The organism is Sphingomonas sp., from assembly GCF_035944535.1.
GTDB lineage: Bacteria > Pseudomonadota > Alphaproteobacteria > Sphingomonadales > Sphingomonadaceae > Sphingomonas_B.
In genome coordinates this window covers 159,956-183,780 of sequence record NZ_DASZBC010000014.1, presented here as the reverse complement: position 1 = coordinate 183,780, position 23,825 = coordinate 159,956, and the positions used below count along the sequence as shown (strand labels likewise).

The window sequence follows — 23,825 nt, the reverse complement described above, 5'->3', positions numbered from 1 at the left end:
CCGCATTGAGGCCGCGACAACAGCACTTCGACCAACGTCGTGATTTCAACCGTTCAGCGCATTGATCGCCGCGTGCACGCGGGCTTCCAGCTCCTCGCGGGGCAGGCCGGGCGGGATGGTCTCGCCGACCTTGAACGTGACCACGCCAGGGTGCTTCAACCCCTTTTTCGGGAGCAGCCTTCCGCTGTCGCAGGCAATGGGAACGACCGGCAGCTTCAGCATCCGGTAGAGACCGGACAGGCCCGACTTGAGCTCCGGCCTTTGCCCCGGCGGAACGCGCGTTCCTTCGGGGAAGATCAGGATAGGCCGCCCGGCTTCGATCAGCGCCTTGCCCTCAGCCAGCATCGCCCTCAGCGCCGTCGATCCGGCATCGCGGTCGACGACGATCCCGCCGAAGCGCCGGAGCGCCGGGCCCCACACCGGGATATTCATCAGCTCGCGCTTGAACACGGTACCCGGGCGGTCGAGAAGCAGCAGCGCCTGGATCGTCTCGTACATCGCTTCGTGCTTCATCGCGACGATGACCGGCCCGGATGGGATCTCCCCTTGAAGCCGCCAGCCGATCCCGAGCAGCCGCCGCGTGCACCAGTCGTGAAACCGCGCCCAGCCGTAGACGACCCGGGTCAGCGGCCCTTCCCCGAAACAGGCGCTCACCGGCGCGAGGAGCACGAAACCGACGCTGCCGGAGTAGAAGATTGCCTGGAAAATCAGGGTTCGCAGCCGGTTCATAGGCCGAACAGAACCGCGATGCGGCGCAGCAGATATTTGTGATATTCGCGAAAGAGGATGCCGAGATGCGGCTCGCTTCGCACGGCATCGCCGGTGATGGCCACGCCGGCGGGGAGCGCCTGGTCGAGCTCGAAGCGGGCGCGGCGCATATGCCAGTCGGTCGTGACCAGGCGCACGCTCTTATAGCCGTGCTTCTTGACCCATGCAGCCGATTCCGCGCCGTTCGAGCGCGTGTCGACAGCTTCCTGGCCAAGCTCGATGCAGCAGTCGAATAGCCGCGCCGGCGCCTGGAACTCGGCGAGGAAATCCTGGCGGCGCACGGCCAGGTTGACGCCCGACACGAGCATCCGTTTCGCCTTCCTCTCCTGCAAAAGCGCGAGTCCTCGCTCGATCCGGTTGGGGCCTCCGGTCAGCACGATGATGCCGTCGGTCTGCCGGTCGTCGCCCGGCCGCGGCAGCAGTCCCACGAACAGCACGAAGCCGATCAGCCACAGCAGCAGGATGGCGGAGAGCAGGCGGCGGATCACAGGCTGCGCCTCAGATCATGCTCGATGGTCAGCCGCGCCGCTGCCGTTGCCAGCAACGCGGCGCCCATCGGCACGGCCAGCAGCGCCGCCCAGGAAAGCGTGCTCAGCTGCACCGAGCCGACCAGCTCCGATCCCAAGGCCCGCAACCGGTCGCCCAAGAGCAGCAGGATCAGCACGCCGCCCGCAAAGCCGCCAGCGGCGCCGATCAGCGCGTCGCCGGCCGTGCGGCGCTGGAACAGCAAGGCGATCTGCCGGTCGGTCGCACCGAGCAGGTGGAGCACGTCGATCGTTTCGCGGTGCGTGTCGAGCGCGGCGCGCGCGGCGAGCACGACACATGCGGCGGTCGCGGCGGCGGTCAGCAGCACAATCGCGATCGCCAGCCAGCGGAGCGTCCGGATGAGCGACCTTAGCGGCGCCAGCGACTGTGCATGGGCGTCGATGCGGGCCGCAGGAGCAACGCGATGAAGCGCTCGGGTCAGCCCCGGCAAGGCAGCAGGTCGATCCAGGTCTACGTCAATCAGCGCCGGGCGCGGGAGTTCGGCGGACTCGGGTCCGAGCCAGGGCTCAACCAATCGCGCGAGTTCGGCATCGGGAACGCGCCGGACCTCGCGTACGCCCAGAGTCCGCCGCGCCGCCGCTTCCGCCGCCCGCACCTGAGCTTCGCGCGCACTCGCGTCCGCCTCGACGATCTGGATGGTCACGCGGCCGGCAATCTGGTCGCCAAGGCTCCGCGCCGAAGCCGCCAGCCCCAGTCCGGCAGCGGCTGCGAGCACGGTCAGGAAGACCATGATTGCGAGCACCCAAGGCATGGGCCCGGATCGCCGGCGATCTGCCAGCAGTCGGCGTTCGGCCGTGCCCATCGTCGCCTGCCGGGTCATGCCGGCACTCGCGGCGGATAGCGGAGCGCTCCGGTCGGGTCGTCCAGTTGGCCGCGGTCCAGGCGCATGATGCTGGCCTTGGGCACGCTGCGGATCAGCTGCATGTCGTGGGTCGCGACCACCACTGTCGTGCCGAAACGATTGAGCGCCTCGAACAATCCCAGCAGCCGCGCCGCCATGTCGGGATCGACGTTGCCGGTCGGCTCGTCGGCGACAAGCATCTCCGGCTGCGCAATGACCGCGCGGGCGATCGCGACACGCTGCTGCTCGCCGCCCGAGAGGGTGGGTGGGCGGGCGGTGGCGCGTCCGGCGAGCCCCACCCACTCGACCATCTCGCCGACCCGCGAGCTCACTTCGCTTTCCGCGACACCGGCTACGCGAAGAGGGAGGGCGACATTGTCGAAGACGGACAGATGCGGGATCAGCCGGAAGTCCTGGAACACGACGCCGATGCGGCGGCGGAGCGCAGGCAGCGCATCACGCTTCATCGCCACGACATCCTCACCGAACAGCCGGATCGATCCGCGGCTCGGCCGCTGGGCGAGGTAGAGCAATTTCAGCAGGGAGGTCTTGCCGGCACCCGATGCGCCGGTGAGGAAGTAGAAGCTGGCAGGGGCCAGGCTGAAGCTGATGTCCGACAGGGTTTCCGCGCCCATGCCATAGCGCAGACCCACATGTTCGAACTGCACGATGCCGGTCACCGCGCCGCCACGCCCTCGCTTCTCGCCCCTGTCCTCAAGCCCATCGCACGGCCGCCGCGCCCGCGTAAAGCACCGTGCTTGCAGGAGGAGTCGCGAGGGCGCTAGAAAGTAGTGAGAGGGAAGGGGCCGCGCATGATCCTTGAATGCCCAGCGTGCCATGCGCGCTATTCGGTGCCGGACGATGCGGTCGGGCCGAAGGGCCGCACGGTGCGCTGCGCCAAATGCGGCGAAAGCTGGCGCGAGGAGCCGCGCGCCGCTCCGGAGCCAGCCCCGGCACCGGTCGATCTCGCCAAGGAGCCGGAGCCGGACCCCGTAGCTGAGCCATCCCCGGAACCCGAACCGCCGGTCGAGGAGCAGGACGTCACAGCGCCGCCGAGCGATGAAGAGGAAGTGCCGCAATCGCCGGACCGCCGCCGTTGGGCGCTGATCGCGGCGATCATCGGCCTGCTGTTGCTGATCGTCATAGCCGCTGCGCTGGCGGTCGGCCCCGCTCAGCTGCGGCAGCGCCTGGGCGGCATGGCGGGAGGGCCGGCCGTCTCCTTGCTGCTCGAAGTGCCGCGCAAGCCCGAGCGGCGCACGCTCGCCAGCGGCAACGAGCTGTTCGCGCTGACCGGCCGCGTCGTGAACCCGACGCGTGAGCGTCAGACCGTGCCCGACATCCAGGCGGAGCTCCAGGATGCGCAGGGCCGTGTCGTCTATAACTGGATCATCACGCCGCCGACCCGAACGCTCGCGCCTGGCGCCTCAGCCGAGTTCAACTCGGCCGAAGTGGATGTGCCGAAAGGGGCGCGTGAACTGAAGCTCAGCTTCGTCGGCAGCCGTTCATAAGGGCTGTTGCGGCCCCACAAACCCTCTGCTAGGGGCAGCCGCCTTGCCAGCGCCAGCCCCGAGCTTGTCGAAGGGTCTGGCGGAATGTCTAGACGTGCGGTCGTGGCGGAACTGGTAGACGCGCAACGTTGAGGTCGTTGTGTCCGAAAGGACGTGGAAGTTCGAGTCTTCTCGACCGCACCATTCACATCAATGCAACAGTCCAATGTGACTGGCCGTTCGTCGCGCTGAGCGGCCGAACGTCGAAAACAGCAGCAATGCGGCTTGCGTTTTTCCCTGCGGCCCCGCACGGGGCTCGACCGCATTGCTGACACCAGAGTCAAGAAAAGGGGTTGTTCGTGTTGCTTCGCACCGTCTGCTTTACCGCCGTTTCCGTGCTCGCCCTTTGCGCCGGCACCGCCTTCGCCCAGGACACTGCCGGTTCGCCCGGCACCACCACGCCTGAACGGACCGAGCAGGCGACCACAGATCCGACCGCCTCTCCGACCCAGCCTGCAGCGGTGGACGATCTTGGCGGTAACGACATCGTCGTCACCGCGACTCGCCGCAGCGAGACGGTGCAGAATGTGCCGATCGCCGTCACCGCGGTTCCGGCCGAACTGCTTCGGGATGCCGGCGTACAGGACGTCCGCGACCTGGAGCAGCTGGCGCCCAGCCTGCAGACCTCTACGGGCCAGTCGGCCGCGACCGGCACCACCCTCTTCATCCGCGGCATCGGCACCGCCGGCGACAATCCGGGCTTCGAGCCCGCCGTCGGCGTGTTCATCGACGGCGTCTTTCGGTCGCGTGCCGGCATCGCGCTGTCCGAGCTTCCGGAGATCGAGCGCGTCGAAGTGCTGCGCGGGCCGCAGGGAACGCTGTTCGGCCGCAACACCTCGGCCGGCGCGCTCAGCATCTTCACCGCCAAGCCGCAATATGAACTCGGCGGTTTCGTCGAGGGCGCCTACGGTAATCTCGACGCGATGGAACTGCGCGGCGCCATCACCGGCCCGGTCACCGAGCAGATCGCGCTTCGCCTCGACGGCGGCATACGCAAGCGGGACGGTTACATCACGGACGCGAACGGCGGCCCTTCACTGAACAACGTCAACCGCTGGTTCGTGCGCGGCCAGGCCATGTTCGAAAACGGCACCACCACCGTCCGCCTCATCGCCGACTATGCGCGCACCAATGAGCGCTGCTGCGGCGCGGTCAGCATCGTCCGTGGTTCGCTGGCTCCCGTCATCCAGGCCATCGCGGGAGCGCAGGGACTGACCGGCCTTTACACCGGACCGGCCTCGGACCGGACCCAGGCCGTCTCCCCCAATCGCGAGTTCCGCGAGCGGGTGCGCGATGCGGGCGCGTCGATCGAGGTCAATCACGAACTCGGCTCGAACCTGAACATCACCTCCATCACTGCCTATCGCGATTGGCGCGCCAAGCGGAACCAGGACATTGATTTCTCCGGCATCGATCGCGCTTATCGCGACGACTACAAGACCGGCATCAAGGATTTCACTCAGGAAGTTCGCCTGCAGGGCACGGCGTTCGACGACCGCCTCGACTTCCTGATCGGTGGCTTCTTCCTCAACGAGACGCTGATGCTGCGCGACACCGTGCGGATCGGCAATGACGGCAACCGCTATGTCGACAGCATCTTCGCGGGCGCCCTCGCGCCGACCTTCGGCCGCCAGCTGCAATTCTTCGGCTCGCTCGGGCCGACGGTGCCGCTGTTCGGCCAGGCGCTGCTCGGCGCTCCTGCCGCCGCCTTCCCGGCGCAGCTGCGTCCGCTGGTGCAGCTGTTCCAAGCGCAGGCCGGCGTCGCGCCGGTCGCCGGCATTCCGGTGATCCCCGGCCTGGCCGCGCTGGCAACTTCGCCCCTTCCGGGCGCCGCGCCGGGTCAGGGCAACAATAATGACGAGTTCCGGGTGAAGACGAACGCTTTCGCCGCCTTCACGCACAATATCGTCCGCATCACTGACCAGCTGTCGCTGACGCTCGGTGCGCGCTGGAACCATGAGGAGAAGACGCTCCGCGCGAACATCGCCAACAACACCGGCAGCTGCGGCTTCTTCAATCAGGTGCGTGCGGGCGATCCGGCAGCAACCGCCTATGCCAATGTGCTGCGCCAGGTGGGCCTGTTCAACAACCTGTTCCTGCTCGGCTGCAATCCGGCGGTGAATACGGAGTTCAACGGCCAGTATCGCGACAAGCGCAGCGAGGACCGGATCACCGGCACTGCCAAGCTCGCCTATAAGTTCAGCGACCGGCTGCTCGCTTATGGCAGCTATGATCGCGGCTATAAGTCGGGCGGCTATAACCTCGACCAGGCAAGCTTCGACTCGGTGCTGCTCGGCGGAAATGGCGCGCAGGCGACGGACCTGGAGTTCGGCCCCGAGACGGTCGACTCTTACGAGATCGGCATCAAGTCGAGCCCGAGCCGGCAGTTCACCTTCAACCTCGCGGTCTTCTACGCCAAGTATAAGAACCTGCAGAGCCTGGTGTTCAGCGGCAACAATTTCGTCGTGCAGAACATCAAGGATTCGACGTCGAAGGGCGTCGAGGCGGAAGCGATCATCCGTCCGGACCGCGACCTGACGATCCGTTTGGGCTACACCTACAACCTGGCCCGCTACGACAAGAGCAACGACTTCACCGGTACGCCGCTCGCCGGTGCCGAGGGTCGTCAGTTCACCAATCAGCCGAAGAGCGTGGTGACCGGCAGCGCCACCTGGAACCCGGCGCTGACCGACAATCTGCGCGGCATCTTCCATGTCGACACCCGCTTCAACAGCGAAGTCGACATCTTCGGCCTGCAGCCGAACGGCCAAGCGGTCGTCCGCAATCCGGCCTATGCGATCGTGAACGCCTTGATCGGCGTGCAGACCGAGGACGGCCGTATCCGCGGCGAAATCTTCGGCAACAACCTGACCAAGCAATATTTCAACGTGACCGGCTTCGCGGTTCCGGAGCAGACCGGCAATTTCGCCGGCTATCCGAACGAGCCCCGCACCTATGGCGTGCGGCTGCGGGTGGGGTTCTGATTTAAGTCCAACCTGGCTCGTCATTGCGAGCGAAGCGAAGCAATCCACAGCGGCGGTACGGCCAATTGGATTGCTTCGTCGCTATGCTCCTCGCAATGACGAAGGAAAGGCGCTAGCGCCGGCCGCGCTTCGCCATGCGCATCTGCTGCTGCTTGCCGTAACGCGTCTTGCGCGTGCCGGGCTTGCCTTCGTTGGAGCGGCCCATCATCGGCGCCTTATGCTCGTCCACCGGCAGGCCGAGTTCCTGCTGCTCGAGCGTGCGGATTTCGTCGCGGATACGGGCGGCGGTCTCGAACTCCAGGTTGGCGGCCGCGTCGCGCATCTGCTTTTCCAGATCCTCGATATAGGCGCGCAGATTGTGGCCGACCATGTGCGGCCGGTCCTCGTCGATCTCGACCAGCACCGAATCCTTGTTGGAGACGTGCTGGATGATATCGCCGATGTTGCGCTTGATCGTGGTCGGGGTGATGTCGTGCTCGCGGTTATACGCCTCCTGCTTCTCGCGTCGGCGCGCCGTCTCGCGCATCGCTCGCTCCATCGAGCCGGTAATATGATCGGCATAGAGGATCACGCGGCCCTCGACGTTGCGGGCGGCTCGCCCGATCGTCTGGATTAGCGACGTTTCCGACCTGAGGAAGCCTTCCTTGTCGGCGTCGAGGATGGCGACCAGCCCGCATTCGGGGATGTCGAGGCCTTCCCGCAAAAGATTGATGCCGACCAGAACGTCATAAACGCCCAGCCGAAGGTCGCGGATCAGCTCGATACGCTCCAGCGTCTCGACGTCGGAGTGCATGTAGCGGACCTTCAAGCCCGCTTCGTGCAGATATTCGGTCAGGTCTTCTGCCATGCGTTTGGTGAGAGTGGTGACCAGCGCGCGATAGCCGTTCTTGGCCGTAATCCGGCATTCGTTGACCAGATCGTCGACCTGGTCCTCGATCGGGCGGATCTCGACCGGCGGATCGATCAGGCCAGTCGGGCGGATGACCTGCTCGGCAAAGACGCCGCCGGTCTGCTCCATCTCCCATAATCCCGGCGTCGCCGAGACATAGACGGTCTGTGGCCGCATCGCATTCCACTCATTGAAGCGCAGCGGCCGGTTGTCGATCGCGGAGGGCAGGCGGAAGCCATATTCCGCCAAGGTCAGCTTACGCCGATGGTCGCCCCGGCTCATTCCGTTTACCTGGCCGATGGTAACGTGGCTCTCGTCGACGAACAGCAGCGCGTTTTCCGGCAGATATTCGAACAACGTCGGCGGCGGCTCGCCTGGGAGGCGGCCGGTCAGGAAGCGGCTGTAATTCTCGATCCCCGCGCAGCTGCCGGTTGCGGCGATCATCTCCAGGTCGAAGTTCGTGCGCTGCTCCAGCCGCTGCGCCTCCAGCAATTTGCCCTCGGCGACCAGCTCCTTCAGCCGCTCGGCCAGCTCGTGGCGGATCGCCTTGGTCGCCTGCTTGAGCGTGGGCCCCGGCGTCACATAGTGCGAGTTGGCGTAAATCTTCACATAATCGAGCGACGCCACTTTCTTGCCGGTCAGAGGATCGAACTCGACGATCTCCTCGATCTCGTCGCCGAAGAAAGCGATCCGCCAGGCGGTGTCCTCATAATGGGACGGGAACACCTCAAGATTGTCGCCGCGCACGCGGAAATTGCCGCGGTTGAACGCCGCGTCGTTGCGCTTGTACTGGAGAGCGACCAGCTTGCGGACGATCTCCTGCTGGTCGGCGCCCTGTCCCTTCTTCAGGCTGAAGGTCATCGCCGAATAGGTCTCGACCGAGCCGATGCCGTAGAGACAGGAGACGGACGCGACGATCAGTACGTCGTCGCGCTCAAGCAGCGATCGGGTGGCCGAGTGGCGCATCCGGTCGATCGCTTCGTTCACCGAGCTTTCCTTCTCGATGTAGGTGTCCGACCGGGGCACATAGGCCTCGGGCTGATAATAGTCGTAATAGCTGACGAAATATTCGACCGCATTCTCGGGGAAGAAGCTCTTGAACTCGCCATAGAGCTGGGCGGCGAGGATCTTGTTGGGCGCGAGCACGAGCGCGGGACGCTGCAGCGTTTCGATGACCTTCGCCATGGTGAAGGTCTTGCCGGAGCCGGTGACGCCCAGCAGCACCTGGTCGCGCTCGCCCTGCAGCGCGGCTTCGGTCAGCTCCTTGATCGCTTGAGGCTGGTCGCCGGCCGGCTGATAATCCGAGACCAATTTGAAGCGCTTGCCGCCTTCCGACTTGTCGGGGCGATGCGGCTTGTGCGGCGTGAAATTGTCGGCCGTCTCCGGCTCGGCCAGCGAAGTGCGGATTTGAATCGCCATGGGTTCCCGATATGGTCCTCCGATCGAGACGCCGCAACGCGCGGCGGCAACTCAGGGGGCAATGTGATGAGATTGGCGATCGCGCTCGCAGCGCTGGCGCTGGCGGTGGCGAGCTGCAACAAGGAGCCGGAGCTGAGCGTCAAGAATGCGTCAGCCGAACAGGTCGCGGCCGAGGTGAAGCGCAGTGGTGTCGCGCGCCAGACGCGGCTCACGCCGGGCGAGTGGCAGCTCACCACGGAAACGAAGCTGGTCGAGGCAGAGGGGCTGCCCGAAGCCGCCGCCGCCCAGGTGAAAGCCTCTCTGGAGAGGACCATGACCGAAAGCCAGTGTCTGACGCCGGAACAGGCATCGCGTCCGCCATCCGAAATCTTCGCCCGCCGTCAGAACAGTCGCTGCACCTATGACAGCTTCGAAATGGCCGGCGGCAAGATCAAGGCGAAGATGACCTGTCCGGGCGGGAATTCGGGGACGATGACGATGACCATGGACGGCACCTACACGCCGACGCGCTATACGATGGACGCCCTGATGAACGTGCAGGCGCCGGACGGTGCGCAGTCGATGAAGATGTCGGTCCGCTCGGTCGGCACTCGTACGGGAGAGTGCGCGAGCGCGCCAAAGGCCGGCTGATCGATAGCAGGTTCGCTCCGGCCAGGGGCCGGAGCGTCTGCGCTTATCGAGCCTTGAGCATGAGCTCCTGGAGAAGCATCGAACCCTTCTGGGTTCGCATGGTCGCACGGGCGCCGCTTTCGGCCTCCAGTTTATGCGGATCGCTTTTCATGAATGCCTCATATTCAGTCGTCCGGCGTTGATCCTCGGCGCGGGTGGTCATTTCCTTAAAGCGGGTGACCAGATAAAGATCAGGCTCCCCGTCGGGCCCGTTCACATTCGCCAGAACGAAATAATCTTCGATATAGCCCTTGGATTTGGCAAACTCCTGTGAGCGTTTCCACTGACCGGCGAGGAAATCGGCATAGTTCTCAGCCTGCCCGGGAAGAATGTCGATCGAGGACACGGTCCAGTAGCTTCCTGGAGTATACGAGCTGCTCTGCGCGAGCCCAGGACTTGCATAAGCAAGGGCTGCCGCCAGGCCGGCGACGATAAATCTCTTCATGCGGGAATTCCTTGATCGGCGACGGAAATTAGTCGCTGTCACGCAATAAGCAACAAAATAAACAAACGCTGAAGCGTCTTCAGCACTATGAGCGATCTGGACGACACCAATTCCCTACCGCTGAACGATAGTCACCGTGCCTCTACGCTATGAAGCACAATGCATCATTTGGAAAGGTTATCCACGATCTCTCAGTCACGTGAAGAGACGCGCACAGTCGACCTTCCGTCGACTCTTCGATTAAGCCGCTTCCGACATAAGAGCGGCTTCGGTTTCCTCGATCCATCCGCCGCCCAGAACTCGGTCCCCGCTGTAGAGGACGGCCGCCTGACCCGGGCTGACGCCATATTCCGGCGCGAGAAAGTGGAGGCGGTCGCCGTCCAGCCGCGCCGGAACCGGCTTGGCGAGCGAGCGGACCTTGGCGGTGAAGGCGGCGGGCGCGGTGCCGCCGATCCAGTTGATGTCGCTCAGCCGCGCGCTTGCGACCGCGAGAGCGCGTTTCGGACCGACGATCACGCGCTGCTCCGCTGCATCGAGACGGATGACATAGAGCGGTTCGGGCTGGCCGCCGATCTCGAGGCCCTTGCGCTGGCCGACCGTGAAGTGGATCAGCCCCTTGTGGCGGCCGAGCACGCGGCCCGTCAGATCGACGATCTCGCCTTCGGTCTCCGCCTCCGGGCGCAGCTTCTTGACCAGTCCGGCATAATTCCCGTCCGGCACAAAGCAAATGTCCTGGCTGTCGGGCTTGGCGGCGACGCCCAGGCCCAGCTCGGCCGCAATGGCGCGCACCTCCGACTTGGGCATGCCGCCCAAGGGAAAGCGAAGATAGTCGAGCTGCCCCGCCGTGGTCGCGAACAGGAAATAGCTCTGGTCTCGCGCCGGATCGGCCGCACGATGCAGTTCCGGCCCTTCAAGTCCTTCGACGCGGCGGACATAGTGGCCCGTCGCCAGGCAGTCTGCGCCGAGATCACGCGAGAGGCGGAACAGGTCCGTGAATTTCACGCCCATGTTACAGCGGACGCAGGGAATGGGCGTGCGGCCTGCCAGATACTCGTCGGCGAACTGATCGATCACCGATTCTCGAAAGGCGCTTTCGTGATCGAACACGTAATGTGCGATGCCGAGCCGGTCGCACACGGCGCGCGCGTCGCGAATGTCCTGGCCGGCGCAGCAGCTGCCCGCCCGCTTCACCGCGGCACCATGGTCATAGAGCTGGAGCGTCACGCCGATCGTCTCCGCGCCCGAGCGCGCGGCGAGCGCGGCCACGACCGACGAATCGACGCCGCCCGACATGGCGACCACGATGCGCTTGCCCCGAAGATCGGGCCCCAGCTGGAAATCGGCCTGCATGTGGCGGCGCATATAGGGGCAGGGCGGCGGCGCGTCACCCGGCGGCAAGTCCTTGCCGCACTGTGACGTATTTCCCGCAATCGCCTTTACCGCAGCTTCAACCCTCATCGGTACATGGGTGATCAGCCAATGGGGGGCGAATGGAGCAGGACAAGTGCATTTCGGAGTGGAAGCTCACCGCCCAGCCGGTGAAGCCGGACTTTGCGACCATCGTCGCGATGGCAGTGGCGCGGCAGGCCGCCAGTCCGACCGCGCAGGTGATCGCTTCGTCGGAAGCCGGGCCGGTCAGCGCCGTCTCGCTGGTCGAACTGTTCGCGGCACGGCGCCGGCGCGGCGCCGTTTCCGCGGCCAGCTTCAACACCGGCGTCGCGACGATGCTAACTCCGCCGAAAGGATCGTAACGCCGATGTTTACCCTCGCATTTCAACGTTCCTGAACCCGCGCTCGCTAAGCCGATGCCGCGTTCGCGTTTGGCTCTTCAAGAGAGCCGCAGTTGCTTTGAGGTCATGATGCTCGAAAACCAGAAAATCCGCCCCGCTCAGGTGATCGGCCCGCTCGGCGAGCCGCTGACGCTGGACACGCTTCCCTCGCCGGAGACCAGTCGTTGGGTGGTGCGCCGCAAGGCCGAAGTGGTCGCGGCGGTGAATGGCGGGCTGCTGACCGTCGACGAAGTGTGCGAACGCTACCGGCTGACCGTGGAGGAGTTCGCGGCATGGCAACGGGCGGTTGATCGGTCCGGCATGCCCGGCCTCAGGGTAACGCGCATCCAGCATTACAAGTCGCTGTACGAGCGCCAACAGAAATACTGATCGGGACCTAACTCCAACCCGGTTCGGGCTGAGCTTGTCGAAGCCCTCCCTTCTTCATCACGGGACCGGTGGAGGAAAGGGAGGGCTTCGACAGGCTCAGCCCGAACGGTATTTGGATGCGGAGACAGCTTGAGGCTTGTCGACTCAGGCGAGCATGTGTAGAGGGCGCCCTTCGCGGCGCGCTCATGGTGCGACGAACCACTTTCTATGTTTGGCGTTTGGCGGGCCGAGTGAGCGGCCACCGGACCGCTTGAGAAGAACGGAGACTGACGGCTTTATGCAAATTCTCGTCCGCGACAACAATGTCGACCAGGCCCTGCGCGCGCTCAAGAAGAAGCTGCAGCGCGAGGGCGTGTATCGCGAGATGAAGCTGCGCCGTCATTACGAGAAGCCGTCCGAGAAGCGCGCCCGCGAGCGCGCCGCCGCGATCCGCCGCGCGCGCAAGCTCGAGCGCAAGCGCGCCGAGCGCGACGGGGTGAAGTGACCGAGCGCGCACAGCGCGCGTAGAGTCATTCCGGCGAAAGCCGGGATCCATCGTGTCAATTCGATGAGAAGAAGCCGTTCATTCCAGTCGGGATGGACGGTTTTCTTTTGCCATGGCAGTTAGCTGCCCTACCTTCTGACCGGAGCCCCTTTTATGTCCGTCACTGCCGTTCCCATCGCCCCCACTCCGCGCCGCGTGCTGGTGATGCTGTGGGGCGGGTTGGCGCTGGCGCTGCTTGCCGCGGCGTCCTTGGCTTGGGCGGGCACCGGAGCAGTGCGCGGCAACAAGGACGGGACCAACGATCAGTTCCTGGCCTGGAATGCTCGACAGCAAGGGGTGCAGACGACTGCGTCCGGCCTTCAATATCAGGTGCTGCGGGAGGGCGCGGGGGCGAGCCCCACAGATGACGATGTCGCTCTGATCAACTATGTCGGTAGCCTCCGCGACGGTAAGGTGTTCGATCAAAACCAGCGGTCTCCTTTGCCGGTTTCGCAGGTCGTCCCGGGATTCTCCGAAGGCCTGAAGCTTATGAAAAAGGGCGGGAAGTATCGGCTCTGGATCAAGCCTGAACTCGGTTACGGCGAACAAAGCCAAGGCGCCGTCATTCCTGCCAACTCGCTGCTCGTCTTCGACGTCGAACTAATCGAGTTCCTGCCTATGGCCGTGGTGCAGCAAATGCAGATGCAGCAGATGATGGGCGGCGGCGCACCGGGCGGGATGCCGGGGCAGCGTTAACTCTTCTCCCTCTCCCTTCGGGAGAGGGCGACTCAGCGAAGCTGAGCGGGGTGAGAGGGAATGTCGCCTGACGTCCTGATCGCCATCCCCTCACCCGGACGCGCCGGGCGCGTCTCGACCTCTCCCCATGGGAGAGGTGGTCGTCTCCCCCGCCTTTGCCTCTTCCTGCTCCGATCCGCGCTCCAGCCAGACCTTGATCATCGCGGTGATCGGGTCGGCGAGCAGCAGGCCCATGAAGCCGAGCAGGGTGCCGAGCAGGATCTGCGCGCCGAGCGTCAGCGCGGGCGGCAGGTCGACCGTCTTCCGGGCGACATAGGGCAGCAGCACATAGCCGTCGAAGGTCTGCACCACGACATAGGTGCCGATCGCCCAGAGCCCCGTATCGACGCCTGCCGAGAAGCCGACGGCGACCATGATCACGCCGGCGATGAAGGCGCCGACATTGGGGATGAAGGCGAGAATGCCGGTCAGGATGCCGAGCAGCAGCGCCATCGGGACCCCGCCGATGCTGAGCGCGATCCAAGTGAGCACGCCTTCCACGACCATGCCGAGCAGCCGCCCGGCCATCAGCCGCCGCATGGTGTGGGCCATGCGGTCGAGCGTGATCTCGAACTGGCGGCGCTGGCGGGTCGGCACCAGCCAGGCCAGGCCGCGTTCGTACAGCCGCGGCTCGAGGGCGATGAACAGCCCGATCACAATGACCAGAAAGGCACTGGTGATCGCGCCAAACGCCGTGTTCACATAGCCGGTAATCCGGCCGAGCGACCCCATGGCCTGACGCACGAATTCCATCAGGTCGCGCTGCGCCGGGACCAGCCCCATGCCGGAAAGCCAGGCGACAAATCGCGTTCCCTGCGCCTGCAGCGTCACCCAAAGCTGCGCCGCCTGGTTGGAAATCTCGACGCCGGTCCAATAAAAAATGCCGAAGATGAAGGCGAGCGCCGCGATCATCACGATGCCGACGCGCCAACTGCGCCCGATCGGAAGCGCCCTTCCTAGCAGCCGTGCGCCGCCGTCCAGCATCGATGCGAAGACGAGACCCGCGAAGATCAGCATCAGCGGCTGGATCAGCAGCACGGTCAGGGCAAGGGCGACGGCAATGCCGAACCACACGCCGGCGCGCTTCAGTTCCGCCCGGACGAGCGGATCGCGCATTTCGGCAGGGGCCGCAGTGGTGACGGGGGCGAGCTCGTCGCTCACCGCCCTTCATCCTCCTGCGGGTGGAGCGAGGAGCCGGCCCGTCCGGAGCGCAGCGCCTGGAGCCAGCTGATCGGGTTCCACCACTGCGCCGTGCCATCCAATGAGAAGGTGATGAACTCGGCGCGGCCGCCGATATTCTCCCAGGGGATCGGCCCGCCCAGTCCGCCCTCCGCTAGCGACACGCGGCTGTCCGCCGAGCGGTCGCGATTGTCGCCCATCAGGAACAGGTGATTGGCCGGAATGGTCATCGGCGCGAAATCGTCGGTGCGGCTCGCGCCCAACTCGATCGTTTCATAGCTGCGGCCATTGGGCAGCGTCTCGCGGACGATCGGCAACTCGCAATAGGGCGCATTGTCGGGGCCGGTCACCAAGCGCCCCGGGAATTGGACGTCGCTGCACGGCGCATTCTCGTCCACCGGCACCAGGCGCGGCGCGGGCAGGCTCCGCTTCACCGGCACGCCGTTGATGATCAAGGTGCCGTTGCGCATCTCCAGCCGGTCCCCCGGCAGGCCGACGACGCGCTTGATATAGTCCTGGCGCGCCCCCGGCGGCGACGCGATCACGACATCGCCGCGCTCCGGCATGCTGCCGAACAGGCGGCCTTCCATATAGGGCAGCAGGTGGAAGGTCGGGGAGACGAACGACCAGCCATAGGGATATTTGGTGACCACCAGCCGGTCGCCGACCAGCAGGCCCGGCATCATCGATTCGGACGGGATGTAAAAGGGCTTGGCGATAAAGCTGTGAAAGCCGAGCACGGCGAGGATCAGCCAGAAGATGCCCTTGGCCTCGCCAGCCCAGTCGGTGCCCTTTTTGGGCGCGGGCACCGGTTTCGCCGTTTCGACCTTGTCGCCTTCGCTCACGCCTTCGATCCCTGTCACAGCGGCACCGCCTCGATAATGACGAACGCCTGTGCCCAGGGATGATCGTCGGTCAACGTCAAATGTATCTGGGCCTTGTGCCCGGGAGGGACAAGCGCGTCGAGCGCCGCCTTGGCTCCCGCCTCCAGCCTCAACGTCGGCGCCCCTGACGGCGCATTGACGACGCCGATGTCCTTCATGAACACGCCGCGCCTGAAGCCGGTGCCGACCGCCTTGGAAAAGGCCTCCTTGGCGGCAAAGCGCTTGGCGTAGGTGCCGGCGCGGGTGTAGGGGCGCTTGGCCGCCTTGGCGCGCTCGGCATCGGTGAAGACGCGCTTCTCGAATCGCTCGCCGAAGCGGTCGAGCGACGCCTGAATGCGCTCGATGTTGCACAGGTCGGAACCAAGGCCGACGATCACAACCACTCCTCCCCGGGACGGGGAGGGGGACCAGCCGCAGGCTGGTGGAGGGGGGCCGGGGACACGCTCGCCTGGGCGACGAGCCACCTCCACCACGCGCTCGCGCGCGCGGTCCCCCTCCCCGTGCCGGGGAGGATCATCTTGCGCTCTCCATCAGCGTCTTCATCCGCCGCACGCTCTCTTCCAGGCCGATGAAGATCGCTTCGCCGACGAGGAAATGGCCGATGTTCAGCTCTCGAAGCTGCGGGATAGCGGCAACGGGCACGACATTGTCGAAGGTGAGGCCGTGCCCAGCGTGGGGCTCGATGCCGTTCTTGGCGGCGAGCGCGGCGGCGTCGGTAAGGCGCTTCAGCTCCATTTCGCGATCGGTTTCCGAGAGATGGGCATAGCGGCCGGTATGCAGCTCGACCACGGGAGCACGCAGGCGCAACGCCGCTTCGATCTGCGCGGGCTCGGGTTCGATGAACAGGCTGACGCGAATGCCGGCATCGAGCAGGCGGGCGACGATCGGCGCCAGGTGATTATGCTGCCCGCGTGCATCGAGCCCGCCCTCGGTAGTCCGCTCCTCGCGCTTTTCCGGCACGATGCAGGCGGCGTGCGGGCGATGGCGAAGCGCGATGGCGAGCATCTCATCGGTCGCTGCCATTTCGAGATTTACCGGCAGCCGGGTCTCACTCATCAGCGCATCGAGGTCGAGGTCGCGGATGTGGCGCCGGTCTTCGCGAAGGTGAACGGTGATGCCGTCGCCGCCGGCCTGCTCGACGATCCGCACCGCGCGCATCGGGTCCGGGTGCTCGCCGCCGCGGGCATTGCGGATGGTGGCGACGTGATCGATGTTGACGCCGAGGCGGAGAGTCACGCCGCGCGGCTCCCCGGCTTGATCGCGGGAATGGCGGCGAGTTCGGGAGGGAGCTTGTCCGCCTCGTAGCTTGGAACGTCGAGGCGGATCAGCGGGTAGAAGGGGACGCCCAGATCGGCGCTGCCGTTGGAGCGGTCGACGAGCGCCGCCGCCGCTACGACCTCGCCGCCGGCGGCCCGGATCGCAGCAATGGCTTCGCGGGACGAAAGGCCGGTGGTGACGACGTCCTCCATCATCAGCACCTTCTGGCCGGGCGTCAGCCGGAAGCCGCGGCGCAGTTCGAACGTCCCGGTCGGCCGTTCGAGGAACATCGCGTCGACGCCCAGCGCCCGCGCCACTTCATGGCCCGCGATCACGCCGCCCATCGCCGGCGACACCACTGCTTCGATCTGTGTCCGGATTTCGGCCAGCAGCTTCGCCGCCAACGCCTCGGCCAGGCGCGCGCCTCGAGCCGGGTTCATCAGCACGCGCGCGCATTGGAGGTAGCGGGGGCTACGCAGGCCGGAGGAGAGAATGAAATGCCCCTCCAGCAGCGCCTCGGCGGCGCGGAATTCGGCCAGAACCTCATCCTCGGTCATGGCCGCGCGGCATAGGGCCCCGGACGCTTGCAGGCAATCCGCCCGAAAGCCGCGCCGAACCGCTTGAGAGAGTGGAAAACCGTGCCTATAAGCCGCGCCAAATCACGTTTCGCACGTCCGTTGCCGAGCGTCGTCCCGCGCAACCACGGTATAGAACAGGAAGCCTATGAAGCTCGCCAAGACCCTCCTGCTTGCCCTCGGCCTCGCACTGGCGCCGACGGCGGCGATGGCGCAAGACGCGCCGAAGCAGGACCCGAGCACCCTGGTCGAACGCGCTCCGGCGACGCAGGAAAGCGCCGAGCAGCCGCAGGTCGCGGCTACCGCTGCCGGCCCGGTCACGCCCTCCATCGCGCCGGTAACCGGCGTCGGCATGCCCGTCGACGGCCACATCACGCTGCAGGAGCAGGTCAGCCCCAATGGCCGCAAGGCCCTGTGGATGCACGATTACATCCTGGTGCCGATGATGATCGGCATCTCGGCCCTGGTGCTGCTGCTGATGCTCTACGTGATCATCCGCTTCCGCCGTTCGGCCAACCCGGTGCCGTCGCGCACGTCGCACAACACCCTGGTCGAGGTGATCTGGACCTTGGTGCCAGTGCTGATCCTGGTCGCGATCGCGATCCCATCGATCAGCCTGCTCGCGGCCCAGTTCAAGCCGGCCGGCAAGGACGCGCTGACCGTCAAGGCGATCGGCAACCAATGGTATTGGACCTACCAATATCCCGACAATGGCGGCTTCGAGGTCGTCTCCAACATGCTGGAGGACACGCCCAAGCCTGGGGCCCGGCAGCGGCAATATGCAGACGGGCCGCGTCTCTTGGCAGTCGATAACCGCATGGTGATCCCGGTCGGCCGCGAAATCCGGCTGCAGACCACGTCCAACGACGTGATCCATGCCTGGGCGATCCCGGCTTTCTGGTTCAAGCTCGACGCCGTCCCTGGCCGCATAAACGAAATGACCTTCAAGGCGGAAAAGGAAGGCGTCTATTTCGGCCAGTGCTCGGAACTGTGCGGCGCCCGCCATGCATATATGCCGATCGCGGTTGAGGTCGTGTCGCCGGCGCGCTTCGCGGCGTGGGTGGCGTCGAAGGGCGGCACAATGGGCGGGCCCAAGACCCCCGCTCTCGTTGCTCCCAAGGCTGCCGACCAGCTGAAGGCCGGGCCTGAGCCGGTCAGCGCGACCGACACGCCGACGCCCGGCACCGCCACTCCTCCCGCAACCAGCCAGGGCGGCCAGCCCAACGGGAATCAGTAAGAATGACCGATATCGCAGCCACTCCGTCCGAGTTTCACGGGGATCACGCGCACCATCATGCGCATGACGCGGACCATAAGCCGGGCTTTTTCGCCCGCTGGTTCATGTCGACCAATCACAAGGATATCGGCACCCTCTACCTGATCTTCGCGATCATCGCGGGGATCATCGGCGGCGCGGTGTCCGGCCTGATGCGCATGGAGCTCGCCCAGCCGGGCGTGCAGTATCTGCAGACCTGGGCGTCGATGGTCGAAGGCTCGGCTGCCAGCATGGATCAGGCCTATCACCTGTGGAACTCGCTGATCACCGCGCACGGCCTGATCATGGTGTTCTTCATGGTCATGCCGGCGATGATCGGCGGTTTCGGCAACTGGTTCGTGCCGATCATGATCGGGGCGCCGGACATGGCGTTCCCGCGCATGAACAACATCTCCTTCTGGCTGCTGGTGCCTGCGTTCATCCTGCTGCTGGGCTCGGCGTTCGTGCCCGGCGGAACGGGCAACGGCGCGGGCGTGGGCTGGACGGTCTATCCGACGCTCTCGACCACCGGCGCCCCGGGGCCGGCGGTCGACATGGCGATCCTGTCGCTCCACTTGGCGGGCGCGAGCTCGATCCTCGGCGCGATCAACTTCATCACCACCATCTTCAACATGCGCGCGCCAGGCATGACCCTGCACAAGATGCCGCTGTTCGTCTGGTCGGTGCTGGTGACCGCGTTCCTGCTGCTGCTCGCGCTACCGGTGCTGGCCGCGGCGATCACCATGCTGCTGACCGACCGCAACTTCGGCACGGCCTTCTACGACCCGGCCGGCGGCGGCGACCCGGTGCTCTACCAGCACCTGTTCTGGTTCTTCGGCCACCCCGAAGTCTACATCATGATCCTGCCCGGCTTCGGCATCGTCAGCCAGGTTATCGCAACGTTCAGCCGCAAGCCGGTCTTCGGCTATCTCGGCATGGCCTATGCCATGGTCGCGATCGGCGTGATCGGCTTCGTCGTGTGGGCACACCACATGTTCACGACCGGCATGAGCGTGAACGTGAAGATGTACTTCACCGCAGCGACGATGGTCATCGCGGTGCCGACTGGCATCAAGATCTTCAGCTGGATCGCGACCATGTGGGGCGGCTCGCTCAGCTTCAAGACGCCGATGCTCTGGGCGCTGGGCTTTATCTTCCTGTTCACCGTTGGCGGCGTCACCGGCGTCGTACTCGCCAATGGCGGCGTCGACGATGTGCTGCACGACACCTATTATGTCGTCGCGCACTTCCACTATGTGCTGTCGCTGGGCGCCGTGTTCGCGCTGTTCGCGGGCTTCTATTACTGGTTCGCGAAGATGAGCGGCCGGCATTATAATGAGCTGCTCGGCCAGCTGCATTTCTGGGTGTTCTTCATCGGCGTGAACCTGCTGTTCTTTCCGATGCACTTCCTGGGCATGCAGGGCATGCCGCGCCGCTATCCGGATTATCCGGACGCCTACACAGCCTATAACGAGATGGCTTCGACCGGTTATGCGATCATGGCCGCCGGCATGGTGATCTTCTTCGTCAACCTGTTCTGGTCGCTGCTGGCGGGACGCAAGGCGGAAGATAATCCCTGGGGCGAAGGCGCGACGACGCTGGAGTGGACGCTGTCCTCGCCGCCGCCCTTCCACCAGTTCGAAACACTGCCAGTCATCGACAGCGGCAGTCACCATTAAGGCCGGTAACGAGCTGGAATGAATGAGAGGCGGGGCGTCGGCTCCGCCTCTTTTTCATTGTGCTCTTGCCTGAGTGGCCGGCCTTCCCCATCTAACGCCCGCTACAGTCGCAAACCGACGGTCTTTGGTGCTTTGCGGCTCCTTCTTCCTTCTCTCCCTGCACTGCTGCTCAGACGCGCCGGCAGTCGGCCGCCTGTTCTAAGAAGGAAGACTCACATGATCACTGGCACCGTCAAATTCTTCAACGCCGACAAGGGCTATGGCTTCATCCAGCCCGAAGACGGCAGCGCCGACGCGTTCGTGCACATCTCGGCCGTCGAGCGCGCCGGCATGCGTACGCTCGACCGCGACCAGCGCGTGTCTTACGAGCTGGAGACGGATCGCCGCGGCAAGAGCAGCGCGGTCAATCTCCAGAGCGCGTAACCCTATCGGCGGCGGGCCTTACCAGCTCGCCGCCTCCCCTCCCTCTTTACCGGAGCGCGCGTGAGCCAGGCCCTTGTTTACCGAGCACAAGCTCAAGCCGCGCGGGAAGCGGCCGATGCCGCGACGCTCGACAATGTGCGCGAGCGGTGCCTTCGTTCGGCCGCCGCCTGGCTTGAGATGGCGGAACGGATCGAACTCACCGATCGCCTTCGCGCCGACCGGCTCGCCGGGGCCGAGAGCAAAGTCTAGGCAACCTTTCGGGCCTCCGATCGTTACACTTCCGCAGCATTCTTGAGGGCAGCGCCGCATCTGTCTGCCCGCGTTCGGAAGGAGCCCATCATGCAGCGCCAAAGCACCCTCGAGCGAGCCTTCGTGCTTGCTGCATCCGGCTCCTGCCGCACCGTTGCCGACATTCGCATCCAGTTGAAAAAGGAACAGCTCGACTCGGTCGATGCGCATCTTTCGGGCTCGCTGATCCAGCGCCAGCTCAAATCTCGGCTGGAGCAGGCCAAGGCGCTCGCCTGATCGAGTCAGCGAAGCGCTTCCCCTTCCGGTGAGGCGCGCCTATATGGCGGCCATCTCATGATCGCTGCCGAATCTTCGACGCCGCTTCCGGCCGATTGGCGGGACCTTTTCGCGCTTACCAAGCCGCGCGTGATGTCGCTCGTCGTCTTCACTGCGCTGTGCGGCCTGCTCGCCTCCCGAGCCCCGATCGATCCGGTCCTGGGCTTTACCGCCATCCTTGCGATCGCGCTGGGGGCGGGCGCGTCGGGCGCGCTCAACCAATGGTACGAGGCCGATCTCGACGCCAAGATGAAGCGGACTGCCAATCGGCCGCTGCCGGGCGGGCGCGTCGATCGGACCACCGCGCTGCATTTCGGCGTTGGCGTCGCCGGCTTCTCCGTCATGCTGCTGGGGATCGCCACCAACTGGCTGGCCGCCGGCATTCTTGCCTTTTCGATCTTCTTCTACGCAGTGGTCTATACCGTCTGGCTGAAGCCGAACACGCCGCAGAACATCGTCATCGGGGGCGCGGCCGGCGCCTTTCCGCCGCTGCTCGGCTGGGCAGCCGCGACCGGTGACGTGACCATGCTGCCGGCGCTGCTTTTCGTGATCATTTTCCTGTGGACGCCGCCGCATTTCTGGGCGCTCGCCCTGTTCGTGAAAACGGATTACGCAGCCGCCGGCATCCCGATGCTGCCGGTGACCGCAGGCGCCAAGGCAACACGCGCGCAGATCCTGCTCTACAGCGGCGCGCTGGCGATTTCGGCCGTTGCGCCTTGGGCGCTCGGGCTGACCGGCCCGATCTACGGCGTCGCCGCTCTTGCGCTTAACGCGGTCTTTTTGGCGCTCGCCGTTCGCGTGTGGTGCAATCGGGCGACCGCGCCCGAGCAGATGCAGCCGGAAAAGAGGCTGTTCGGTTTCTCGATTCTCTATCTCTTCGTGCTGTTCGCTGCTTTGGTCGTGGACCGGCTGGTGCTCGCATGACGGAGCCGGACCGGCAGGACGAGATCCGCGCCCGGCAGAAGTCGCGCGCACTGGTGACCGCGCTGATCTTGGCAGCCTTCGCCATCCTCTTCTTCTTCATTACCATCGCCAAGATCCAGAGCCTTCCGTGACCGATCTCGCCATCCGCAATCGTCGTTCCGCGATGCTGGCCGGGCTGATCGCGCTGTTTATGGTCGGCTTGGGCTTTGCCGCGGTGCCGCTCTACCAGCTCTTCTGCCAAGTGACGGGCTTTGCCGGGACGACCGGACGGGCCACCGATGCGGACCTGCCTTGGAAGCCTGCCGCCGGCACCGTGCTGGTCCGCTTCGATGCGAACGTGAACTCCGGCCTTCCCTGGCGCTTTCGCCCCGAGAAGAATGTCGAGCAGGTGCGCGTCGGCGAGCGACTGATGGCCTTCTACATCGCCGAAAACCTGACCGACCGGCCGGTGACCGGCCGCGCCACCTATAATGTTTCCCCCGACCAGGCCGGTGGCCATTTCAAGAAGATCGACTGTTTCTGCTTCACCGAGCAGACGCTGAAGCCTCGCGAGCGGGTGCGCATGCCGATCATCTACTTCGTCGACCCGGCCATGCTGAAGGACGAAGACGCCAGGGACGTTCAGCAGATCACACTGAGCTACACCTTCTACCCGGTTGAGGCGTCCGCAAAGGCTCGCTAGAGGCGGATCAAAGACCGTATCAGGGAAAGCTTCATGGCCGGCGCCAAGAACCACGAATACCATATCCTTCCGCCCAGCCCCTGGCCGCTGATCGGCGCCTTCACGGCCCTGATCATGGCGGCGGGCGGCATCATGTGGATGCACGAGGCGCGCTTCGGCGGCTGGGTGTTCTTCCTCGGCTTGGCCGGCGTCCTTTTCACCATGTATGGCTGGTGGGCGCAGGTCATCAAGGAAGCGCATGCAGGCGATCACACGCCGGTCGTGTCGCTGCACCTGCGCTATGGCATGATCCTGTTCATCGCGTCGGAAGTGATGTTCTTCGTCGGCTGGTTCTGGGCCTGGTTCGACTTCTCGCTTTTCCCGGTGCCGATCGAAGTGGCCGATGGCGCGGCGACGCTCAGCGAAACGGCGCCCGCAACCTTCCCGCCCAAGGGGCTGGAGATCATCGATCCCTTCGCCTTTCCGCTGCTGAACACGCTAATTCTGCTTTGCTCGGGCACCACCGTCACCTGGGCGCACCACGCCCTGATCCATGGCGATCGCGATGGGCTGAAAAAGGGGCTGTGGCTGACGATCATTCTCGGCCTGATCTTCACCAGCATCCAGGCGTACGAGTACATGCACGCCGAGATCCCGTTCAAGGGCCTGAACTACGGTGCCGCCTTCTACATGGCGACGGGTTTTCACGGCTTCCACGTGCTGGTCGGCACGATCTTCCTGATCGTCTGCCTGGTGCGCGCCTATAAGGGCCACTTCACGCCGCGCCAGCATTTCGGCTTCGAAGCCGCGGCCTGGTACTGGCACTTCGTCGACGTCGTCTGGCTGTTCCTGTTCGTCGTCGTCTATGTCTGGGGCAGCTGGGGCGCCGCGCACTAGGC

Annotated in this window: 28 protein-coding genes and 1 tRNA gene; 17 read left to right on the top strand and 12 right to left on the bottom strand. The window is 65.2% G+C overall.

The genetic code is table 11. The features are described from left to right. Positions 1–45: 45 nt before the first annotated feature. The 4 genes from VGT77_RS13915 to ftsE form a co-directional block, all read right to left on the bottom strand. The gene (locus tag VGT77_RS13915; RefSeq protein ID WP_327463597.1) at positions 46–729 is read right to left on the bottom strand and encodes a lysophospholipid acyltransferase family protein; all 684 of its coding nucleotides are present in this window, start codon (positions 727–729) and stop codon (positions 46–48) included. Then, positions 726–1,256: a YdcF family protein gene (locus VGT77_RS13910; protein ID WP_327463595.1), complete on the bottom strand. Its 531-nt coding sequence runs from the start codon at positions 1,254–1,256 to the stop codon at positions 726–728. Before VGT77_RS13910 ends, VGT77_RS13915 begins: the two co-directional genes overlap by 4 nt. Further along, a complete protein-coding gene (locus VGT77_RS13905) occupies positions 1,253–2,065 on the bottom strand; it encodes a cell division protein FtsX (RefSeq protein WP_327463593.1) in 813 nt (270 codons plus the stop codon). Before VGT77_RS13905 ends, VGT77_RS13910 begins: the two co-directional genes overlap by 4 nt. 65 nt (positions 2,066–2,130) lie before the next feature. Further along, positions 2,131–2,835 carry a cell division ATP-binding protein FtsE gene (gene ftsE / locus VGT77_RS13900; protein WP_327463591.1) on the bottom strand — a complete coding sequence of 235 codons (705 nt, stop codon included), beginning with the start codon at positions 2,833–2,835 and terminating at the stop codon, positions 2,131–2,133. A 132-nt stretch (positions 2,836–2,967) separates the two neighbouring features. Between ftsE and VGT77_RS13895 the strand changes: the two genes are divergently transcribed. The 3 genes from VGT77_RS13895 (at position 2,968) to VGT77_RS13885 (ending at position 6,686) form a co-directional block, all read left to right on the top strand. After that, the gene (locus tag VGT77_RS13895) at positions 2,968–3,663 is read left to right on the top strand and encodes a zinc-ribbon domain-containing protein (RefSeq protein WP_327463589.1); all 696 of its coding nucleotides are present in this window, start codon (positions 2,968–2,970) and stop codon (positions 3,661–3,663) included. A gap of 96 nt (positions 3,664–3,759) precedes the next feature. Further along, positions 3,760–3,846, top strand: a tRNA-Leu gene (locus VGT77_RS13890). Positions 3,847–4,001: 155 nt separating this feature from the next. Then, positions 4,002–6,686, top strand: a complete 2,685-nt coding sequence (locus VGT77_RS13885; RefSeq protein ID WP_327463587.1) for a TonB-dependent receptor — start codon at positions 4,002–4,004, stop codon at positions 6,684–6,686. A 112-nt stretch (positions 6,687–6,798) separates the two neighbouring features. Here the strand turns inward: VGT77_RS13885 and uvrB are convergent, their stop codons facing one another. Next, complete coding sequence (gene uvrB, locus VGT77_RS13880) at positions 6,799–8,994, bottom strand: excinuclease ABC subunit UvrB (protein WP_327463585.1); 2,196 nt, start codon at positions 8,992–8,994, stop codon at positions 6,799–6,801. 66 nt (positions 8,995–9,060) lie between these two features. On the opposite strand from uvrB, the gene VGT77_RS13875 reads away from it, so the two are divergent. Next, the gene (locus VGT77_RS13875; RefSeq protein ID WP_327463583.1) at positions 9,061–9,624 is read left to right on the top strand and encodes a DUF3617 domain-containing protein; all 564 of its coding nucleotides are present in this window, start codon (positions 9,061–9,063) and stop codon (positions 9,622–9,624) included. A 43-nt stretch (positions 9,625–9,667) separates the two neighbouring features. Here the strand turns inward: VGT77_RS13875 and VGT77_RS13870 are convergent, their stop codons facing one another. Next, entirely contained in the window at positions 9,668–10,108 is a 441-nt protein-coding gene (locus VGT77_RS13870) for a hypothetical protein (RefSeq protein ID WP_327463581.1), read from the bottom strand. Between the two features lie 240 nt (positions 10,109–10,348). Next, positions 10,349–11,458 (bottom strand): tRNA 2-thiouridine(34) synthase MnmA, encoded by a 1,110-nt coding sequence (mnmA, locus tag VGT77_RS13865; protein WP_327464000.1) that lies wholly within the window; start codon positions 11,456–11,458, stop codon positions 10,349–10,351. 140 nt (positions 11,459–11,598) lie between these two features. On the opposite strand from mnmA, the gene VGT77_RS13860 reads away from it, so the two are divergent. The 4 genes from VGT77_RS13860 to VGT77_RS13845 all read left to right on the top strand — a co-directional run bounded on the left by VGT77_RS13860 (position 11,599) and on the right by VGT77_RS13845 (position 13,486). Then, on the top strand, positions 11,599–11,859 hold the full coding sequence (locus VGT77_RS13860; protein WP_327463579.1) for a hypothetical protein: 261 nt from the start codon (positions 11,599–11,601) through the stop codon (positions 11,857–11,859). 108 nt (positions 11,860–11,967) lie between these two features. Continuing rightward, on the top strand, positions 11,968–12,267 hold the full coding sequence (locus tag VGT77_RS13855; RefSeq protein WP_327463999.1) for a DUF1153 domain-containing protein: 300 nt from the start codon (positions 11,968–11,970) through the stop codon (positions 12,265–12,267). 277 nt (positions 12,268–12,544) lie between these two features. Continuing rightward, the gene (rpsU, locus tag VGT77_RS13850; protein WP_046348761.1) at positions 12,545–12,751 is read left to right on the top strand and encodes a 30S ribosomal protein S21; all 207 of its coding nucleotides are present in this window, start codon (positions 12,545–12,547) and stop codon (positions 12,749–12,751) included. A 153-nt stretch (positions 12,752–12,904) separates the two neighbouring features. Next, on the top strand, positions 12,905–13,486 hold the full coding sequence (locus tag VGT77_RS13845) for an FKBP-type peptidyl-prolyl cis-trans isomerase (protein WP_327463572.1): 582 nt from the start codon (positions 12,905–12,907) through the stop codon (positions 13,484–13,486). A 90-nt stretch (positions 13,487–13,576) separates the two neighbouring features. Here VGT77_RS13845 and VGT77_RS13840 read toward each other — a convergent pair whose 3' ends face one another. The 5 genes from VGT77_RS13840 to pyrE all read right to left on the bottom strand — a co-directional run bounded on the left by VGT77_RS13840 (position 13,577) and on the right by pyrE (position 17,402). Continuing rightward, positions 13,577–14,641 carry an AI-2E family transporter gene (locus VGT77_RS13840; RefSeq protein ID WP_414713422.1) on the bottom strand — a complete coding sequence of 355 codons (1,065 nt, stop codon included), beginning with the start codon at positions 14,639–14,641 and terminating at the stop codon, positions 13,577–13,579. 41 nt (positions 14,642–14,682) lie between these two features. After that, entirely contained in the window at positions 14,683–15,558 is an 876-nt protein-coding gene (gene lepB / locus VGT77_RS13835) for a signal peptidase I (RefSeq protein ID WP_414713421.1), read from the bottom strand. A 5-nt stretch (positions 15,559–15,563) separates the two neighbouring features. Beyond that, positions 15,564–15,965 carry a holo-ACP synthase gene (gene acpS, locus VGT77_RS13830; RefSeq protein ID WP_327463568.1) on the bottom strand — a complete coding sequence of 134 codons (402 nt, stop codon included), beginning with the start codon at positions 15,963–15,965 and terminating at the stop codon, positions 15,564–15,566. A gap of 136 nt (positions 15,966–16,101) precedes the next feature. Further along, positions 16,102–16,824 (bottom strand): pyridoxine 5'-phosphate synthase, encoded by a 723-nt coding sequence (locus tag VGT77_RS13825; protein ID WP_327463566.1) that lies wholly within the window; start codon positions 16,822–16,824, stop codon positions 16,102–16,104. Beyond that, the gene (pyrE, locus tag VGT77_RS13820) at positions 16,821–17,402 is read right to left on the bottom strand and encodes an orotate phosphoribosyltransferase (RefSeq protein ID WP_327463564.1); all 582 of its coding nucleotides are present in this window, start codon (positions 17,400–17,402) and stop codon (positions 16,821–16,823) included. Before pyrE ends, VGT77_RS13825 begins: the two co-directional genes overlap by 4 nt. Before the next feature lie 166 nt (positions 17,403–17,568). On the opposite strand from pyrE, the gene coxB reads away from it, so the two are divergent. The 9 genes from coxB to VGT77_RS13775 all read left to right on the top strand — a co-directional run bounded on the left by coxB (position 17,569) and on the right by VGT77_RS13775 (position 23,823). Next, positions 17,569–18,657, top strand: coding sequence for a cytochrome c oxidase subunit II (coxB, locus tag VGT77_RS13815; protein WP_327463562.1), 1,089 nt, complete (start codon positions 17,569–17,571; stop codon positions 18,655–18,657). A 2-nt stretch (positions 18,658–18,659) separates the two neighbouring features. Further along, positions 18,660–20,354: a cytochrome c oxidase subunit I gene (gene ctaD, locus VGT77_RS13810; protein ID WP_327463560.1), complete on the top strand. Its 1,695-nt coding sequence runs from the start codon at positions 18,660–18,662 to the stop codon at positions 20,352–20,354. 216 nt (positions 20,355–20,570) lie between these two features. Beyond that, positions 20,571–20,777: a cold-shock protein gene (locus VGT77_RS13805; protein WP_327463558.1), complete on the top strand. Its 207-nt coding sequence runs from the start codon at positions 20,571–20,573 to the stop codon at positions 20,775–20,777. A 60-nt stretch (positions 20,778–20,837) separates the two neighbouring features. Next, on the top strand, positions 20,838–21,026 hold the full coding sequence (locus tag VGT77_RS13800) for a hypothetical protein (protein WP_327463556.1): 189 nt from the start codon (positions 20,838–20,840) through the stop codon (positions 21,024–21,026). A gap of 90 nt (positions 21,027–21,116) precedes the next feature. Further along, positions 21,117–21,302 carry a hypothetical protein gene (locus VGT77_RS13795; protein WP_327463554.1) on the top strand — a complete coding sequence of 62 codons (186 nt, stop codon included), beginning with the start codon at positions 21,117–21,119 and terminating at the stop codon, positions 21,300–21,302. Positions 21,303–21,359: 57 nt separating this feature from the next. After that, positions 21,360–22,265, top strand: a complete 906-nt coding sequence (locus VGT77_RS13790) for a heme o synthase (RefSeq protein WP_327463552.1) — start codon at positions 21,360–21,362, stop codon at positions 22,263–22,265. After that, on the top strand, positions 22,262–22,396 hold the full coding sequence (locus VGT77_RS13785; protein ID WP_327463550.1) for a hypothetical protein: 135 nt from the start codon (positions 22,262–22,264) through the stop codon (positions 22,394–22,396). The genes VGT77_RS13790 and VGT77_RS13785 overlap by 4 nt, the downstream gene beginning before the upstream one ends. Beyond that, positions 22,393–22,947 carry a cytochrome c oxidase assembly protein gene (locus tag VGT77_RS13780; protein WP_327463548.1) on the top strand — a complete coding sequence of 185 codons (555 nt, stop codon included), beginning with the start codon at positions 22,393–22,395 and terminating at the stop codon, positions 22,945–22,947. The genes VGT77_RS13785 and VGT77_RS13780 overlap by 4 nt, the downstream gene beginning before the upstream one ends. Before the next feature lie 33 nt (positions 22,948–22,980). Then, positions 22,981–23,823, top strand: coding sequence for a cytochrome c oxidase subunit 3 (locus VGT77_RS13775; protein ID WP_327463546.1), 843 nt, complete (start codon positions 22,981–22,983; stop codon positions 23,821–23,823). Positions 23,824–23,825 lie beyond the last annotated feature (2 nt).